This window comes from Bizionia saleffrena (assembly GCF_008086175.1).
GTDB lineage: Bacteria > Bacteroidota > Bacteroidia > Flavobacteriales > Flavobacteriaceae > Bizionia > Bizionia saleffrena.
Genome location: NZ_VSKM01000010.1, coordinates 97017 through 114435 on the forward strand (window position 1 = coordinate 97017; position 17419 = coordinate 114435).

13 protein-coding genes are annotated in these 17419 nt (G+C 33.2%); 11 read left to right on the top strand and 2 right to left on the bottom strand.

What is annotated here, in order from left to right; all coding sequences use genetic code 11:
* Positions 1-282 precede the first annotated feature (282 nt).
* The 3 genes from ES676_RS10875 to ES676_RS10885 all read left to right on the top strand — a co-directional run bounded on the left by ES676_RS10875 (position 283) and on the right by ES676_RS10885 (position 2469).
* Positions 283-765 carry an outer membrane beta-barrel protein gene (locus ES676_RS10875; RefSeq protein ID WP_246130349.1) on the top strand — a complete coding sequence of 161 codons (483 nt, stop codon included), beginning with the start codon at positions 283-285 and terminating at the stop codon, positions 763-765.
* Between the two features lie 632 nt (positions 766-1397).
* A complete protein-coding gene (locus ES676_RS10880; RefSeq protein ID WP_148370359.1) occupies positions 1398-1769 on the top strand; it encodes a hypothetical protein in 372 nt (123 codons plus the stop codon).
* 19 nt (positions 1770-1788) lie between these two features.
* Entirely contained in the window at positions 1789-2469 is a 681-nt protein-coding gene (locus tag ES676_RS10885) for a hypothetical protein (protein ID WP_148370360.1), read from the top strand.
* 570 nt (positions 2470-3039) lie between these two features.
* On the opposite strand, the gene ES676_RS10890 is transcribed toward ES676_RS10885, so the two are convergent.
* Positions 3040-3498 carry a helix-turn-helix domain-containing protein gene (locus tag ES676_RS10890; RefSeq protein WP_148370361.1) on the bottom strand — a complete coding sequence of 153 codons (459 nt, stop codon included), beginning with the start codon at positions 3496-3498 and terminating at the stop codon, positions 3040-3042.
* Between the two features lie 406 nt (positions 3499-3904).
* Between ES676_RS10890 and ES676_RS10895 the strand changes: the two genes are divergently transcribed.
* The 8 genes from ES676_RS10895 (at position 3905) to ES676_RS14730 (ending at position 14953) form a co-directional block, all read left to right on the top strand.
* Complete coding sequence (locus ES676_RS10895; protein WP_148370362.1) at positions 3905-5125, top strand: hypothetical protein; 1221 nt, start codon at positions 3905-3907, stop codon at positions 5123-5125.
* Between the two features lie 291 nt (positions 5126-5416).
* On the top strand, positions 5417-6025 hold the full coding sequence (locus tag ES676_RS10900; protein ID WP_148370363.1) for a hypothetical protein: 609 nt from the start codon (positions 5417-5419) through the stop codon (positions 6023-6025).
* Between the two features lie 716 nt (positions 6026-6741).
* A complete protein-coding gene (locus tag ES676_RS10910; RefSeq protein WP_148370364.1) occupies positions 6742-8202 on the top strand; it encodes a class I SAM-dependent DNA methyltransferase in 1461 nt (486 codons plus the stop codon).
* A complete protein-coding gene (locus ES676_RS10915; RefSeq protein WP_148370365.1) occupies positions 8195-9376 on the top strand; it encodes a restriction endonuclease subunit S in 1182 nt (393 codons plus the stop codon). Before ES676_RS10910 ends, ES676_RS10915 begins: the two co-directional genes overlap by 8 nt.
* Positions 9377-9378: 2 nt before the next feature.
* Positions 9379-10077: a transposase gene (locus tag ES676_RS10920; RefSeq protein ID WP_148370366.1), complete on the top strand. Its 699-nt coding sequence runs from the start codon at positions 9379-9381 to the stop codon at positions 10075-10077.
* A 7-nt stretch (positions 10078-10084) separates the two neighbouring features.
* Positions 10085-12517 carry an EcoAI/FtnUII family type I restriction enzme subunit R gene (gene hsdR, locus ES676_RS10925; RefSeq protein ID WP_148370380.1) on the top strand — a complete coding sequence of 811 codons (2433 nt, stop codon included), beginning with the start codon at positions 10085-10087 and terminating at the stop codon, positions 12515-12517.
* A 355-nt stretch (positions 12518-12872) separates the two neighbouring features.
* On the top strand, positions 12873-13592 hold the full coding sequence (locus tag ES676_RS10930) for a hypothetical protein (protein ID WP_148370367.1): 720 nt from the start codon (positions 12873-12875) through the stop codon (positions 13590-13592).
* Between the two features lie 1139 nt (positions 13593-14731).
* The gene (locus ES676_RS14730) at positions 14732-14953 is read left to right on the top strand and encodes a hypothetical protein (protein ID WP_170234449.1); all 222 of its coding nucleotides are present in this window, start codon (positions 14732-14734) and stop codon (positions 14951-14953) included.
* A 214-nt stretch (positions 14954-15167) separates the two neighbouring features.
* Here ES676_RS14730 and ES676_RS10935 read toward each other — a convergent pair whose 3' ends face one another.
* The gene (locus ES676_RS10935) at positions 15168-16940 is read right to left on the bottom strand and encodes an ABC transporter ATP-binding protein (protein WP_148370368.1); all 1773 of its coding nucleotides are present in this window, start codon (positions 16938-16940) and stop codon (positions 15168-15170) included.
* Positions 16941-17419: the final 479 nt, after the last annotated feature.

Sequence of the window (17419 nt, forward strand, 5' to 3'; positions counted from 1 at the left end):
GTTCTTTTTTTTAAGACCACATTCACATTTACGATTTTTTACAATAATAAAGAATAAGTAGTGTCTATATTGCAAACGCTAATAAGTAATAAAATTAACCACCAACGTTGATACCGCTTACTAAGCCAAATAACAGTTAATAGTAAATAATTTAACTCAGTTGGCAGTAATATCCCAAAACGAACAACAAATGAAAATCATTTATCTTTTTATAGCTTTATTTATTTCCACTAATCTTTACTCTCAAATAAGAGAAAACAGACAATCGAATTAACTGGTAAAATTGGAAAATCTAGCTTTCGATATTATGTATCTGGACATCCATCTAGTTCTTTAAACTCTATAAACTTCGGTATTAATGGAGATTATTATTTGAATAAAACTTGGAGCATCCAAACAGGATTGTTATATCAAAAAATGGGAGGAACGACATATAATAGTGAGTTCAAAATAGATTATGTAAATATACCTTTTAATATGAATTGGCATTTTGGAAAAACAAAAAAATGGAATTTGAATTTTGGAATTATACAAAGCTTTAGAACTAATAATTCTATGGCTCAAAATATATTAGGAGCAACAATAAAAAATACACAAACAGCAATAAATTTAGGTCTTGGTTATAGAATTAAGATAAATAATACAATTGGAATTTTATTAGACTATCAGTTTCTATCTGGAATGAATAATGTTGACAAAGATGAAATTTACTCAATTAAAAACAAGGGTGGAAATATAAATTTAGGAACTATAATAAAAATATAACAAATAAAATACGATTTGCCAATTCAGTACCCAACAAACAACCCTATAATTGCCGGTGCGCCTCTCACACCACCATAAAAACCAATCTCGTATAACGGTTCAACAGTCATCTCAATAATTACTCATTACACCAACTCGTAACTTAACAAATCTCCCTAGGCAATAACACCTTCTCTCACGCAATCCCTGCCGTATCTACCTCTTACCCTTTTGCTACGCTTTGGGCGTTGCAATGGTACTATTTACCCTAATAAACACAACGCTTATACAGTTTCTGCGTGGTCTATCCTGTGCGGAGTCAAAGGCGTCAATACCCAATCTTGTAATCTCGCTTTCTCAAAATAGTACTTAACAGTTACCAGCCTTACAACTAACTACTGCTTCTAGACGTTACCCCAGCGCATAAGAGACGTAACCCTCTAGATTAATTATTTACTGTGCAGTAAGTAAAAAACGCCCGTACTAGGCACACTATATACAAAAGCAATAGCAGTTTAGATACTAACGCAAACTGCTATTGCTTTTAATTAAGTATATTACAATCCAGTAGTTAGTATGCCTTAATAAGCCACAGCTCTTATATATAAACGGGACCTACAATCGCAACAAAATAAAAACACCATTGCATAGTTATGAATGACATATACGTAAGCACAGCATTAATTAGTCTCTTAATTTGCCATTTAGCAGCCATTATTATCGGGTATCAAATGCACAAACAAACGTTAATAATGTCGTATTTAAATATGGGTATTGCTATAGGAGCCTTTGTTTTTTGGGCCATCACTAGCCTGAATATAAAACAACATAATTTTCAATTTATAGAACTATTAGCACTATTTATAGAAGCTTGTATTTTAATATTCGCTTTTGTCTCCATTATAGGCTTTCATAATAAAACCGCTGTAAAAGTCATAAATTTTATTGGCTTCGGTATTCATTTATTAGTGACAACAGGAATGCTTATTTATATGTTAACATTTAAATTTAACAGACTTTTTTAACAGTAAATCACACCTAAAAATGACGCTTTTTAAAACCAAACTATTGCTTATACTATTGGTAGGTATGCAATGTACAGGATATGCACAATCAGAAAATAATAAGGGAGATAGTGCTATTATAATACCCCTAAAAATAGGCAAAAATCCTAGCACGCCATTTAATAACATAATCATAGAACCTGTTAATTTATATATACAATCAAAACCAATAAACAATAACTCACCACAGATACAACTAGAATTAAACGTAGTAGAAAACAATAGTAAATACACTACTTTTCTTTGGTGCTATAAGGCGTCTAATAATAGCGAAAAAGCAAACTATCCAAAAGCTTATAAAAACTATTCTTTTGATTTAAAAATTAATAAAGAAGACGTTGCATTAGTTGTTAAAAAATTAGACTTTAAAAAACCAATGTTTATCAATTTAGGCCAAATAGCCATTATTGGCACCCTTAAAATTCTCTTTCTAGAGTGTATTGGAGAATGGTCAGAGGATATAAAAGGAAATCATACAGATGCCTTTAATACCTATAATATTGCGTTATCAGAAGAAGAAGAACACAAAACCGTGTCGTTTACGCCACTAAATACCACTGTAGAAAAAGAACTAACGATACAATGGAAGAATTATAAAATTTTAATTTTAGAAGCTTCCGATAAAACAGTAAAGTTAATGGTGTTTAAAAACGATTCTTAAAAAAAATAACTAATGCCAATCCGGCACACCCCGCACCATCCAGTAATTGCCAACACACCGCACAACTAACACCTAAACCCTTTTTTAATAAACATTCACATTTACGGTTTCCCGCAACATAACATAAAAAGTAGTGTCTATATTGCAAACGCTATTAAGTAATAAAATTAATAACCAACACTTATACCGCTGTAGGCGCTATTAAGGTGTTCAATAGTAACTAATATAACAACGTTACCTGTAATGCAAGCAAAATCGAAACTACAATTCAATAAAAATTATTGTGGCAAAGTAAATAACAGATTTTGATTATTTCATTAATAAAAAAACTAACACAATATATTTAAGTAAATCTCTTCCAGCAAAAGTTTACAAAAAAAATGAAAATAGATAAATAAATGAAAAAGTAAAACCTATAAGTATTGCTTCTCTAAAAATGAAGAATGAAGAAACTCATAAGTTTTATAAGAAAAAGAAAAAATTGCACCCCTCTAGCTTATTTACTTACTTTGCTGTAAGTTAAAAAGGCCTATAATGGTCGCACACACGGTATGCCTAATTAAAAAATTCTTACTTCTTTTTAAATTTCTTATCAATCATTTTTCTTTTCCATTCTTCTCCAAAGAAGTCAAAAACATTAAGAAAATAAATTCCCAATATTACGCCCCAAGAAAGAAGTATCCATAAAAAAATACTCCAATTGGATGAATCATTAACTGCAATAATAAATGGAGCTACTAAGCTTAAAATTGCAATTGCAAGAAGCTTATAAAGCCCCTTAACATTTTGAAGGTACTCCTCTTCTTTTCTAATCTGTTCCTTTTCCTGTGCCTTATCAGAATCAGTAATATTAATTTCAAAAACTGCTGCTAAAGATTTTAAAGATTCTAAACCCGCATTCTCTCCATTTTCAATTCTCTGAATAGTTCTTATACTTAAGCCACTCATTTCTGCCAATTGATCTTGCGACCAATGACGCTCCAATCTTATTTTTTTAGTATCTCTTAAATTAATTGTATCAGGATTCATAATTTTTCTATGTGTTTAATATTAATTATTTAACAAAGATAAGTATTACCTTTTCTTTACTCTTAAAAGCAACGAGACGCTGCTATGACAGTTATATGACAGTTCTGCGACACTAATTCTTCAAATAAAAGAAAGCCCACAATCAAGTACCCACCTAACAACCCAATAATTGCCAGTACACTTTACTCTCTACAAGCCCTATAAACCACAAACCCCTCAGTTATATTTAAAGAAAACATTCACTTTTACGGTTTCCCGCAACATAACATAAAAAGTAGTGTCTATATTGCAAACGCTATTAAGTAATAAAATTAACAACCAACGCTTATACCGCTGTAGGCGCTATTAAGGTGTTTAATAGTAACTGATATAACAGAGTTGTACCCAATGCAAAAAAAACTAACGAATGACACCAACTGAATTTGAAAATCACCAAGTCTTTGAAAAGCTTGAACAAATTGAATCAAGAATTAAAGAAAAAGAATTAAGGGAACTTATAGGTGTTGATAGTTTAAACTTTTTTGATACAGCAACAAGCTACTTTAGAGATAGATTAAAGTTAACAATTCCTTCTATTGTTCAAGATACAGAATTAAGCACAATCTCTACTGAGCTTGAAAATTCCCTTGCTCAAATAAATGCATTCGTTGGCAATAAAAATCAAGGACATATTACAAATGCAACAAATCATCTATATACTGCAATTAATCGTGTCAGAAATTTACCATTGCCATTTTCAAAAAACGATTTTAATTTCTCAAAAAACATCGCAAACTTTGAAAAGATTATAAAAGAGAAATATTCTGAATTAGAAGAGGAAAACAAAATACTGAAGAAAGAGTTTTTAGCTCTAACTGAAAAATTAAAAACAACAGATACTGATTTAGAGACAATTAATAGTTTATTAAATCAAAAGGAGCTTGAATTACAAAATTTAAACAATACGTTTCAAACAAACTTTGATTCGATTAAAGCGACAGCGACACAAAATTACGAACAAGACAGAACATCATTTAGAGTAGAATTTGACACCTCAAAAAAAGCATTAATTGATGAAGTTGAAAAGCTTAAAACAGAAATCAATACTGGCACAGATCAAATAATTAAAGATTTAGAAACCAAACTTGAAGAAGCTAAAAAAATTGTTGGAGTAGTAAGTGATAAAGCAGTTACAGGAAATTATCAAATCATAGCGAATAGTCATAAAAAAACAGCTGATGTTTTTAGAATTATTGCAATAATTTTAATGATTGGATTATCTGGTATTCTAATATTTACGATTTGGGATATCAGCGGAGATAATTATGATTGGACAAAATCCTTAATTAGAATATTAGCAGCAGCAGCTCTTTCATATCCAGCTACATATGCTGCACGAGAATCAAGCAAACATAGAAAACTCGAAATTTTAAACAGAAAAGCAGAGCTTGAGCTAACTGCAATAAATCCATTCATTGAGTTATTGCCAGAAGAGAAAAAACAAGAAATCAAAGAAAAGTTAGTAGATAAATATTTTGGAAATCACGGAACTTCTTTAAATGATTTAGACGATAAAAAAGATGAAGATGTTTCTATTGGAACAATCGAACGAATTATAAAAACATTATTACCATTTATTAATAAGTAAAAGCACTGGGTACAATCAAGTACCCACCTAAGAACCCAATAATTGCCAATGCACCCCGCACACAAAAATACGTACAGATCTCACCCCCCACCATACAGTAATTACCAACCCACCGCACAACTAACAACTAAACCCTTTTTTTATAAACATTTACATTTACGCTTTTTTACAATAATAAAATAATTAGTAAAATTTAATAATTCGGCTTGTGTTTCATCCGAAAATTATTGCTTATTTTTAGCACTACTTTTCATATACAAGACCGTTGTGTACCATAAAAAAAACAATACTATGAAGCAGCAAAAATGGATGAATATTTACAATTCAATACTCCGATTAAGGTTTTATGCTTTTCTTGAGTTAAAGAAGTCTTTCGTCATAAATGAATTTGATACACATTTTCAAGAGTTCGTTGATGATTTTAATTTAAATAAGAATAAAGATAAAGCTAAGTTTTTTGGTGGTCAAATGCTAATTGGGTTATCTTATCTCATTTTAGTTAGGACTAATGAATATATTAAAAATGAATTGTCTGAAAGAGAAGCAATAGATGTGCTAAAAATTGATAATTGGAAGATCATAGAAATTAGCTCTTACGAGGCATTTGTTTTTAAATATAACATTAGTGTAAAACGTTTAAAAGAAAAAAATAAAAAAGGTATATTACTCTATAATAATGATAGTCAAAAATTAAATTATTTTATTAATAAACTTAGAAACTCTGTTAGTCATTATCGTTACGACACAGATATTGATAATATTATACTAACCGATATTAATCCTAACAACAATGATATCGAAATGAAGTGTTCTCTTAAATATTCAGATTTTTTGAATTTTTGTGCGGATTATGGCACAATAGTAAATGATACATTAATAAAAAAACGAATTATAGTTTAAGGTAAACTCCCCACAATCAAGTACCCACCTAACAACCCCATAATTGCCAATGCACCCCGCACACAAAAATACGTACAGACCTCACACCGCACCATCCCATAATTACCAAAACACCGCATAACTAAAACCTAAACCCTGTTTTTAATAAACATTCACATTTACGGTTTTTTACAATAATAAAGAATAAGTAATATCTATAGTGTGGGCGCTATTAAATAGTAACCAACGCTTATACCGCTATGTAGATGTTTAATAGTAACTAATATAACAGAGTTACACACAAACTAATAGAAACCCACCGCACGGTCAAAAACATTTCATTTTGCTCGTGCCTCACAAAATAAAAAAAACTTGCCCTTCCCCCCCCGCCACACACATAGAAAAACAAGAATAAAACACATAGCTTTATAAAATAAAAAAACAACTTACATTAGTTCCGGCATAAACAACGTCTTAAATAAGCAAAACGATTTAATGAGTCCATTTAAAAAAATAGACAAATCCGAATTAAAATAAATAGAATTAAGGAAGTCTTGAAAAAAAAAGGCATTAAACAAATTTAGCTTACCAAGAAATTGAAAAAAAGCTACAATATGATAAATGGGTATGTACAGAACAGACAGCAACCAAGACTAGAAATAGGAATACCTATTGTTAAAATACGCAACATACACCTAAAAGAATTAATTATCTCGAATAAAATAGACACTAAATAAATGTTTGAACAAAGTTTTAAAAATATAGACGACATACTACATAAAGATGCAGGATGCGGAAGCGAATTAGATTATGTAGAGCAAACCTCTTGGGTACTGTTTTTAAAATATTTAGACGATTTAGAAAAAGACAAAGAAAATGCAGCTTTACTTTCTGGAGAAGCATATACTAGACTCATAGAACCTCCCTACCAATGGACAAATTGGGCAGCTCCTAAATTAGAAGATGGTAAAATTGACCATAACACACAAACAGGAGACGATTTATTAGACTTTGTTAATAACGAATTGTTTCCTTACCTCAAAAAGTTTAAAGTAAATGCTACAAGTGCAGATACTATAGAATATAAAATTGGTGAAATCTTTGGGGAATTAAAAAACCGAATTCAATCTGGATATAATTTAAGAGAAGTCGTTGGCTTAATAGACCAACTACGTTTTCGTACGCACGCAGACCAATTAGAGATGAGCCACCTCTATGAAGGTAAAATTAAAAATATGGGTAATGCAGGGCGTAATGGTGGCGAGTATTACACACCACGTCCATTAATTAAAACCATTATAAAAGTAGTTAACCCTAAAATTGGTGAAACCGTTTATGATGGTGCTGTAGGAAGTGCAGGATTCTTGGTAGAAGCTTTTAATTACTTACGTAACACCAAAAAACTATCTACGCAAGACATAGAGACACTACAAAAGAAAACCTTTTACGGTAAAGAGAAAAAATCATTGGCATATATAATTGGTATTATGAATATGATATTGCACGGGGTAGAAGCCCCCAATATTATACACACCAATACGCTTGCAGAAAATAGTGCCGACATACAAGAAAAAGACCGTTACAATGTGGTGTTAGCAAACCCACCATTTGGAGGAAAAGAACGTGCAGAAGTACAAGAAAATTTCCCAATTAAAACAGGTGAAACTGCTTCTTTGTTTTTACAGCATTTTATTAAAATATTAAAAGCGGGTGGTAAAGCTGGTATTGTAATTAAAAACACGTTTTTAAGTAATACCGATAATGCTTCTGTTGCCATACGTAAAGAACTACTAGAAAACTGTAACCTACATACGGTCTTAGATTTACCAGGCGGAACCTTTACAGGTGCGGGTGTGAAAACTGTGGTCTTGTTTTTTGACAAAGGTGAACCCACTAAAAAAGTATGGTTTTACCAATTAAACCTTGACCGTAATTTGGGAAAACAAAACCCACTAAACGAAAAAGATTTAGCCGATTTTGTAACCCTACAAAAAACAAAAGCCGAAGGTGAAAACTCTTGGAGCATACGTTTAAGTGACATTGACCAAACAACTTTTGACCTTTCTGCAAAAAACCCAAATACACCAGAAGAAGCGCCTTTACGCCAACCCAATGAAATTTTGGAAGCAATGGCTACTTTGGATGCTGAAAGTGCTGATGTAATGAATGATTTAAAATTGTTGATTGGAAATGAATAAAGAATTGACAATGGAAAAGGCAAGTTTGCCTGATGGATGGGAGATGAAAACTTTAGGAGAGGTTTGTGATTTAAAAAGCGGTAAAACCATTTCAAAAAGTATCGAAAGAAGTGAAGGCGAAATTCTTTATATCAAGGTTGGTGATATGAATCTTAAAGGAAACGAAAACTATATTCAGGTTTCCAATCGTTTTGTAGATGAAATAGATATTAAGGCTAATCAAATCATTCCTATTGGTTCAATTATTTTCCCTAAAAGAGGTGGTGCTATTGCAACTAATAAAAAACGCAGAATTGTTAAGCCAACAATTGTAGACTTGAATACAATGGCTTTAGTTCCTTCAAAGATTATTAATAAGGATTATCTGTTTCATTGGTTTCAAAAAATAGATTTGGCAGAATTAAGTAATGGAGCGAATATTCCTCAAATAAACAACTACAGTTTTGATAATGTTTTAATTTCATTTCCAAAATCACTAACCCAACAAAAACAAATAGTAGCCCTATTAGACAAAGCTTTTACTGCCATAGCTACCGCAAAAGCCAATGCACAACAAAACCTACAAAACGCAAAAGAACTTTTTGAGAGTTATTTACAGAATGTGTTTGAAAATAAAGGAGATGATTGGGAGGAGAACACTTTGGAACAAATATCTGAAAGTATTTTTGCAGGAGGTGATAAACCAAAAGATGCTTTCTCTAAGGAAGTAACTACAGAATATAATGTTCCTATTTTTGCAAATGCGGTTAAAAAAAGAGGTCTATATGGATATACAAATAAAGCAAGAGTTTTAAAGCCTTCTGTAACAATATCAGCAAGAGGAAGTGGAACTGGACATACCGAATTACGGAAAATGAAATACTATCCTATTGTAAGGCTTATTGTAGTTATCCCTAATTCAGAAATTATGGATTTGCAATTTTTAAAACACTCAATTGATAATTTGGATATTTTAAGAAGTGGCTCAGCTATTCCACAATTAACGGTACCAATGATGAAAGAATATAAATTGGCTTTCCCAAAAATTGAAAAACAAAAACAAATAGTAAATAAACTTGATATTCTATCAGCAGAAACAAAAAAACTAGAAGCCATTTACACTCAAAAAATAGCCGATTTAGAAGAAATGAAAAAGAGTGTGTTGCAAAAGGCGTTTAGTGGGCAATTACTATAAGTATGAACAATTACAATCCAAAAATACACAAGCGCAAATCTATCCGATTAAAAGGATACGACTATTCGCAAGCGGGACTTTATTTTGTAACCATCTGTTGCCAAAATAGAACACATTTTTATGGCGAAATAATTAATGGTGAAATGAAATTGAATACCGCAGGCAAAATGATTTACAAATGGTATTATGAATTGGAAAATAAATTTACAGATATTAAATGTAACGATATGGTAATTATGCCCAACCATTTTCATTGCATCATCCAAAACGTAGGGGCAGACCTGCGTGTCTGCCCTAATACAAAATTAGGCGAACCTACATTGGGCAAACCATTACCTACATTAGGCGAACCATCGCCTACATTGGGCGAACCTACATTGGGCAAACCATTACCTACATTAGGCGAACCTACATTGGGCGAACCATCGCCTACATTGGGCGAACCTACATTGGGCGAACCATTACCTACATTGGGCGAACACGTAGGTTCGCCCCTACATTGTGTGGTGCAATGGTTTAAAACAATGACAACAAATGAATATATTCGTAATGTAAAATCAAATAATTGGAAACGTTTTGATGGTAAATTGTGGCAACGCAATTATTGGGAACATATTATACGTGACGAAAAATCATATCATAAAATTTCAGAATACATAATATCCAATCCTCAGAATTGGAAAAATGACACCTTATATTAAAATTAATATGAATGAAGCTGAAACTAGAGCAGAATTAATAGACCCAAAACTAACGGAAGCAGGTTGGGGAGTTGTAAAAAGTTCTAAAATATTAAGAGAACGCAACTGCCAAATAACCGCAGGTCGTATTCAAGCAGGTGGTAAAAGAGCCAAACCATTGATTGCCGATTATATTTTGGTGTACAATGGCATTAAACTCGCTGTAGTTGAGGCAAAAGCAAGAAATTTAGAAGTTGGTGAAGGTGTAGCACAAGCCAAATTATATGCAGACAAATTAACCTTAGACACTACTTATGCTACTAACGGAGATGATATCTACCAAATCTGTATGCAAACAGGTCAAGAAGGTATTGTAGACCGTTATTTAACACCACAAGAACTCTGGATAAAATCGTATCCATTACGCGCCAATTCAGAAATTACAGAATTATGGCGAGATAAATTCTCAGACATTCCATTTGAAGATAAATCGGGTACTTGGCAACCACGCTATTACCAAGAAATAGCCGTAAATAGAACGTTAGAAGCTATTGCAAAAGGTGACGATAGAATTTTATTAACCTTAGCTACAGGAACAGGAAAAACAGCCATTGCTTTTCAAATTGCTTGGAAACTGTTTCATACCCGTTGGAATCTATCAGTTAATAATCAATATCAAAAACGTCAACCAAGAATTTTATTTTTGGCAGATAGAAATATATTAGCCAATCAGGCATTCAATTCTTTTTCAGCGTTCCCAGAAGATGCTTTAGTACGTATAAAACCCAAAGAGATAAAGAAAAGAGGAAAAGTACCAACCAACGGAAGTATTTTCTTTACCATTTTTCAGTCTTTAATGGCAAATGACAACACCGCAGATGCCGAAGAAATAGAAGAAGAAAACACAACAAGTTATGATACAACTGCTGCATATTACAATCAGTACCCAAAAGATTATTTCGATTTAATAATTATAGACGAATGCCACAGAGGCGGCGCCAATGATGAAGGAAATTGGAGAGGTATCTTAGACTACTTCTCTCCTGCTGTTCAATTAGGCTTAACGGCAACACCAAAACGAAAAGACAATGTAGATACCTACAAATACTTTGGCGACCCTGTTTATACCTATTCTCTTAAAGAAGGAATTAATGATGGGTTCTTAACGCCTTTTAAAGTAAAACGTATTAAAACCACCATAGATGATTATGTCTATACAAATGATGATACGGTTGTAGAAGGAGAAATTGAAGAAGGTAAATTGTATGAGGAAAAGGATTTTAACCGTAAAATTATAATTCCTGCAAGAGAGCGTTATCGTGTAAAAGCATTTATGGATGATGCTAACGAACAAGATAAAACCATTATTTTTTGTGCAACACAAGACCACGCAGCAATGGTGCGTGATATGGTAAATCAGTATAAAAAAATAAGTAAAAACACAAGCTATTGTGTTCGTGTTACTGCAAACGATGGTCAGATTGGAGAAGATGCATTAAAACAGTTTCAAGATAACGAGAAAAGTATTCCTACTATTTTAACAACGTCTCAAAAACTATCTACAGGTGTAGATGCGCGTAATGTGCGTAATATTGTATTGATGCGCCCTGTTAGTCAGATTATTGAGTTTAAGAAAATTGTAAGTAGAGGAACAAGAACCTTTGATGGTAAAAACTATTTTACCATCTACGATTTTGTAGATGCACACCAACGTTTCCTTGACCCAGAATGGGATGGCGAACCAGAAGACCCCGTGGTCTGTGGCAAATGTAATCAAGAACCTTGCGTTTGTAAAAAAGGAGACCCAAAACAGTGTACTATTTGTGGGGTACAACCTTGCGCTTGTTTAAAAGAGCCACCTCCAGAATATAAAAAGAAAGTAAAAATTAAATTAAAAAATGGTAAAGAATTAACAATTCAACATACCTCTCAAACACTATTTTGGGATGCCAGTGGAAAACCTATTTCGTCAGAAGAATTTTTAAATAACCTACTTGGAGAATTACCAAACTTATTTAAAAGTGAAGCTGAATTACGAAAATTATGGAGTAATCCAACAACTAGAAAAATATTACTTGAAAAATTAGATACCGCAGGTTACGGTATAGAAAAACTAAACGCTTTAAGAAAATTAGTAGATGCTGAAAATAGCGACTTATTTGATGTGCTAGAGTATGTTTTTAATAGCGAAATAAAACCAATCTCAAGAACGGAACGCGTTGCAGCAGCAGAAGGGGCTATTTTTACGTTAATGAATCATAAACAAAAAGAATTTATTGAATTTGTGTTGAGTAAGTACATTGAAATTGGTGTAGGTAAATTAGACCAAACCAAGCTGCCTACTTTACTTTCAAGTATGTTTCAATCTCAAGCAGACGGAATAGAAGAATTAGGCGGAGATCCTTTAAAAATTAGAAATTTATTTATTGAATTTCAACAATATTTATATAAAACAGCATAAAGCAACGCAAGTTCAAGCACATTTAAAGTTTGCTCGTGCCTCACAATTAAATGAAACGAATCACGAACACCTAATGATAAAATAAAAACTAGGTGAGTAAATTTAAAAGAGCTTTCACGCCAACGCTAGCAAGTTTGCGGCAAGAAAAGCCAGACACCTAATCGAGGTACCATCTGGCAATGAAACAATTGCCAGTGCGCCTTTTACCACTCAGCGTAAACCTATATCACCACACTAAAAATAACCAAAAAACAAAATCCCCAAACAACACCCTTAATAATAAAATATAGTAAAGATATAATAATTTAAAATTATTATGTATATTCATAGTCTTAACCTATTAAACCCCAATACTATGAGTAAGCAATACGAAACAGGACACGCAAAAAATGTAGCCAATCTACAAAAGCTAATTGAGCAAGTAACAGTCTATACAGAATACAACCCTTCTGTAGTAAACCTAACTATCGCAAGTTTAAACACTTTGTACAGTACAGCACTAACCGTACTAACAGAAATTAAAGAAAAACGAAACGATAATAAATACGCAATCCATAACAGACAGGAAATCTACGAAAACTTAAAACCGCTATCCACACGTATTATTAACCAGTTAGATATTTTAGACCTCTCTAAAGGAACACTAGACCAAGCCAAATCTATAAACTATTTAATTCAAGGCTATTCTAAAAAAAAGCCCGTAGATAATAACGAAACCTTAGAAGAATCAAGAACAATCTCTACCTCTCGCCAATCGTACACCCAGTTAGCAGATAACTTTTCAAAACTACTACAGTTACTAACGTCCGTACCAAGCTACACCCCCAATGTAGCAGAATTAACAATCACCAGCTTAAACGAATATTACGAGGCCTTAATTACTAGTACACAAAAGGTCGACCAAACAGAAGCCGAATTTAATGCAAAACTCATAGAACGCAATAGTATTTTATATGCCGATAGCACTGGGGTGTATGCCATTGCACAAAATGTAAAAAAATATGTAAAAAGTGTTTATGGCGCTATTTCTGCGGAATACACTAGAGTAGCAAGAATAAAATTTACCGTATTTTAAAAGACAACGGTAAGGTGTAAATTAAGCCCTGCACGCCTATTATATAATACAGCCAACCCAAAGCATAAAACAAACACCCTAAAGTAATGTTAAGGCCTCTAAAAGTATAAAACAAGGCACTAAAAGAAAGAAACTAACAACCTAAAGTATAAAGCACAGCTCCCAAAGTTATAATACTACAACTAAAAGAATACAACGGCCTACCAAAAGGTATAATGTAGAGTCCCAAAGTATAAAGCACCGTTCCGGCAGTTATATTATGGTGTTAGTAAAAACACCCCTAAAAAGCACTTAAAAAAACGGCAGATCTAAAACCAAAAAAAAAGCACACCAAAGTCGTGTGATAAGGTTAATAATGTACTACAAATAAAAAAGGCAACTAGAGTATATAAAAAAGACGTAAAAACCACAAAAAAGGATTATTCAAGCACAACCACAAGAGCACCTAGTGCGCCCTAAATAAAAAGAAATGGCTAAAAACACTAAGCCGTACTGTAGCCTGTTTGCAACGTAAAGACAAAGCCTTATTGGTTATAGAGCCCCATTAATGTGTCTTCGTTTATAAATTAGAGTAACCGCTAGCGTGATCTTACCTTAGCCGTCAAGAACAAAAAAGCGCGTACCCTACCACCAATAACTTTGTGGTTTGGTAAGCGCTTTTGTAATACATAACAGGTACACAACACAACAATTAGTGCGTTATACGACCTTAAAAGACCATCGCGGTTATATGTTAGCTTGAGTGGACTATCCGTCGTTATAACGACCTCTAGCCGTTATAAGTGCCTTGTAATTAACACGCTTGGCGATACATTCGTTTTCAATAACAAGAATTAAATCAACGCGTCTAAAGATACTTATACCGTGACTACTAACTAAAGTCGTGCTTCTGCGTATTGTATAACCGTTTTATTACAGTTATAGTGTAAAACACAAAAACAAAAGACATAATACCTATATTATGCCCGCTCTTAAATAAAGACCGCGTCTATTTCTTTTAATAGTGTACAAGGAGATGTAACCTGCTATTTAAAATTAAAAACACGCAGAATACAAACGGTAGCGTTAATAAAGTAATAATATTGCACACTAATACCATCACCAACAACATCCTTAAAAACGAGAAAGACAACGTACTTATGAAACGATTACACATAAAAAATAAAAGACGGCATAGCGCACTACAATTTGCCCTTGTTTTACTAGTACTCCTGGTAGTAGAAATTGTTATTCTTATTAATATAGCAACGCTAAAACCGTCAGTGTACGTACCACTTATGACCCTTATAAATATGAGTGCCGTCTATTTCTTTTGGAGAAAAAACAAAAACAATAGAGCACAAAATACACCCGAAAAATAAAGCAGAACATAAAGGGTGCAACCACATAAAAAGAACAATACCCTCCAATAGCAATAACTACAAATCTAAAAGCAATACCGTAAACAGTACTAAAACGAGCGCCTTACGCTATAATAGCGCGGTATCTCTCCCCTAGTTTCTAGGGTGAGAATCCTGCACAATAAGCGCACACTTAAAAGCATACGGCCCCTTTTACAACCGTGCTTTACCTCTGTTATATCTTCGCTTGGTATGTATATAAGTCGTAATAACGCCCTTGAGCTGCTATAAGTTCCTCGTGATTTCCACGTTCTGCAATACGTCCGTTTTCAATAACAAGAATCTGGTCGGCGCGTCTAATGGTACTTAAACGGTGCGCAATAACAATAGTGGTTCTGTTTTCGGTTAACTTATTTAAACTCTTTTGTATTAAAGCTTCACTTTCGGTATCTAAATTAGAAGTAGCTTCATCTAAAATAATAATTTTAGGATCTGCTAGAATTGCTCTAGCAATGGCGATACGTTGGCGTTGTCCTCCAGAGAGTTTTACACCACGCTCCCCGATTAAGGTTTCTAAGCCATCGTCAAAACGATCGGTAAACTCATTAACATAAGCTGCATTTACAGCAGCTTGCAACTGTGCATCTGTCGCATTAGGTCTCGGAAATAAAATATTCTCTTTAATGCTGCCTTCAAAAAGAAATTCGTCTTGCAACACCACACCTAAATGCTTTCTAAAACTACTTAATTGTACAGTCGATAAATCGTTTCCATCTATAGTAACCATTCCCGATTTCGGATTTAAAAATGTAGCCGATAACCCAGCAATGGTCGATTTCCCAGATCCTGAACTCCCTACCAAAGCAGTAACAGAGCCAGAAGGGGCTTCGAAACTTATATTGTGTATTACCTCTTTGCCTTCACCATAGGCAAAAGAAACATCATTAAATACTAAATCACCTTTTACGGTATCTAAAGCAACGACTCTATTAACATCATCCTCTTCCGCAGTCATATTCATTAACTCTTCGGTTCTATCTAAACCCGCCAGCGCCTCGGTCAACTGACTTCCAATATTACTCATTTGCACAATAGGCGCAATCATAAATCCTAACAGTAAGGTAAACGATAAAAAATCTCCTGTGGTAAGTTCGCCAATCATTATTTTGTATCCCCCAATACCCATAATTCCGGTCGAAGCAATACCTAATAAAAAGGTAGAAGAACTCGTCATAATAGCAGTAGCCGTTAAACTCTTTTTAACGTTAATAAATAAGCGGTTTACCCCTTTTTCGAAGACTATATTTTCTTGCTCTTCAGCATTAAAAGCTTTGATAACCCGAACACCAGCAAGTGTTTCGGTTAAACGCCCCGTAACCTCTGCATTAATAACCCCTCGTTTCTTAAAAATAGGACGTATGTAACCAAAAGCTTTTAAAGCAATCACACCAAAAACAGCCACAGGAACAAGAACAAAAAGCGTCATAGACCAACTTATATTTACTAAAAGCACTAATGAAATAACGGCAGTAATAGTACCACCAACCATTTGAACCAATCCAGTACCGATTAAATTTCTAACCCCCTCGACATCACTCATAATTCGAGATACCAAAGCACCCGATTTTGTGTTATCGAAAAAACTTATAGGTAAAGACAAGACTTTTTTCTGTACCTGTGCACGTAGTTCACTAATTAAAAACTGTGCTTGTACACTTAGTATTTTAGTCAGTAAAAAAGAAGTAGCAGCCGATACTAATATGGCAATACCTACAATTAAAAGTAAGGTGTATAACTGGTCGAAATCTTTATTAGGAATAATATCGTCTAGTAACGCTTTGGTTTTCCAAGGTAATACCAACGCCGATAAACGACTTAAAACAATAAGTAGCAACCCTATAAGAACTAAGTTTCTACGTGGCCAAATAATAGTTTTAAATGCGGTTAACATAGTAACCTTAGATTTTTTCTTGTCGGAAGTATGTGCGGTCTCTTTAAAAGATTTCATAGTATAAAATTAGGAGTGCAAATATAAGTTTATTATCAATGAGATAGTCTTGTTATAGAGGTTAATACTCTTTTTAACCCAAAAGACACTTACAATGATCTATACAATTACACACCTACAAAATACACCACCAAAACCCCCTATCAGTATTGATTTGTTTTTAAGATGAAGTAAAAAAGAAAGGTAGTCATAAAATAAAAACACTAAACCGAAACACTATCCATCTAAAAGCTGCAGCACTCACTCTTTGCACCTAAATAAAATCACAGACTATTCACAATGCACTTTAAAAAAAACAAGTCTCAAATATAATAAAACTATCTAATTATCTTCAAATGCCGACCCCGACCTATCGCGCATCTATTGTAAAATTTGAAATGAAGGCACCGTAAAATTTTAAGCTGTTTAAGCTAACAAAACGAATGAATTGACAACTGATTTCTTCAGCAAGTTCCTAAAATTTAGGAGCACAATGATAA

Excerpts from the sequence above, each read along its gene's own strand:
- ES676_RS10880 (WP_148370359.1), top strand. The coding sequence starts at position 1,398 with ATGAATGACATATACGTAAGCACAGCATTAATTAGTCTCTTAATTTGC.
- ES676_RS10885 (WP_148370360.1), top strand. The coding sequence starts at position 1,789 with ATGACGCTTTTTAAAACCAAACTATTGCTTATACTATTGGTAGGTATG.
- ES676_RS10890 (WP_148370361.1), bottom strand. The coding sequence starts at position 3,498 with ATGAATCCTGATACAATTAATTTAAGAGATACTAAAAAAATAAGATTG.
- ES676_RS10895 (WP_148370362.1), top strand. The coding sequence starts at position 3,905 with ATGACACCAACTGAATTTGAAAATCACCAAGTCTTTGAAAAGCTTGAA.
- ES676_RS10900 (WP_148370363.1), top strand. The coding sequence starts at position 5,417 with ATGAAGCAGCAAAAATGGATGAATATTTACAATTCAATACTCCGATTA.
- ES676_RS10910 (WP_148370364.1), top strand. The coding sequence starts at position 6,742 with ATGTTTGAACAAAGTTTTAAAAATATAGACGACATACTACATAAAGAT.
- ES676_RS10915 (WP_148370365.1), top strand. The coding sequence starts at position 8,195 with ATGAATAAAGAATTGACAATGGAAAAGGCAAGTTTGCCTGATGGATGG.
- ES676_RS10920 (WP_148370366.1), top strand. The coding sequence starts at position 9,379 with ATGAACAATTACAATCCAAAAATACACAAGCGCAAATCTATCCGATTA.
- hsdR (WP_148370380.1), top strand. The coding sequence starts at position 10,085 with ATGAATGAAGCTGAAACTAGAGCAGAATTAATAGACCCAAAACTAACG.
- ES676_RS10930 (WP_148370367.1), top strand. The coding sequence starts at position 12,873 with ATGAGTAAGCAATACGAAACAGGACACGCAAAAAATGTAGCCAATCTA.
- ES676_RS14730 (WP_170234449.1), top strand. The coding sequence starts at position 14,732 with ATGAAACGATTACACATAAAAAATAAAAGACGGCATAGCGCACTACAA.
- ES676_RS10935 (WP_148370368.1), bottom strand. The coding sequence starts at position 16,940 with ATGAAATCTTTTAAAGAGACCGCACATACTTCCGACAAGAAAAAATCT.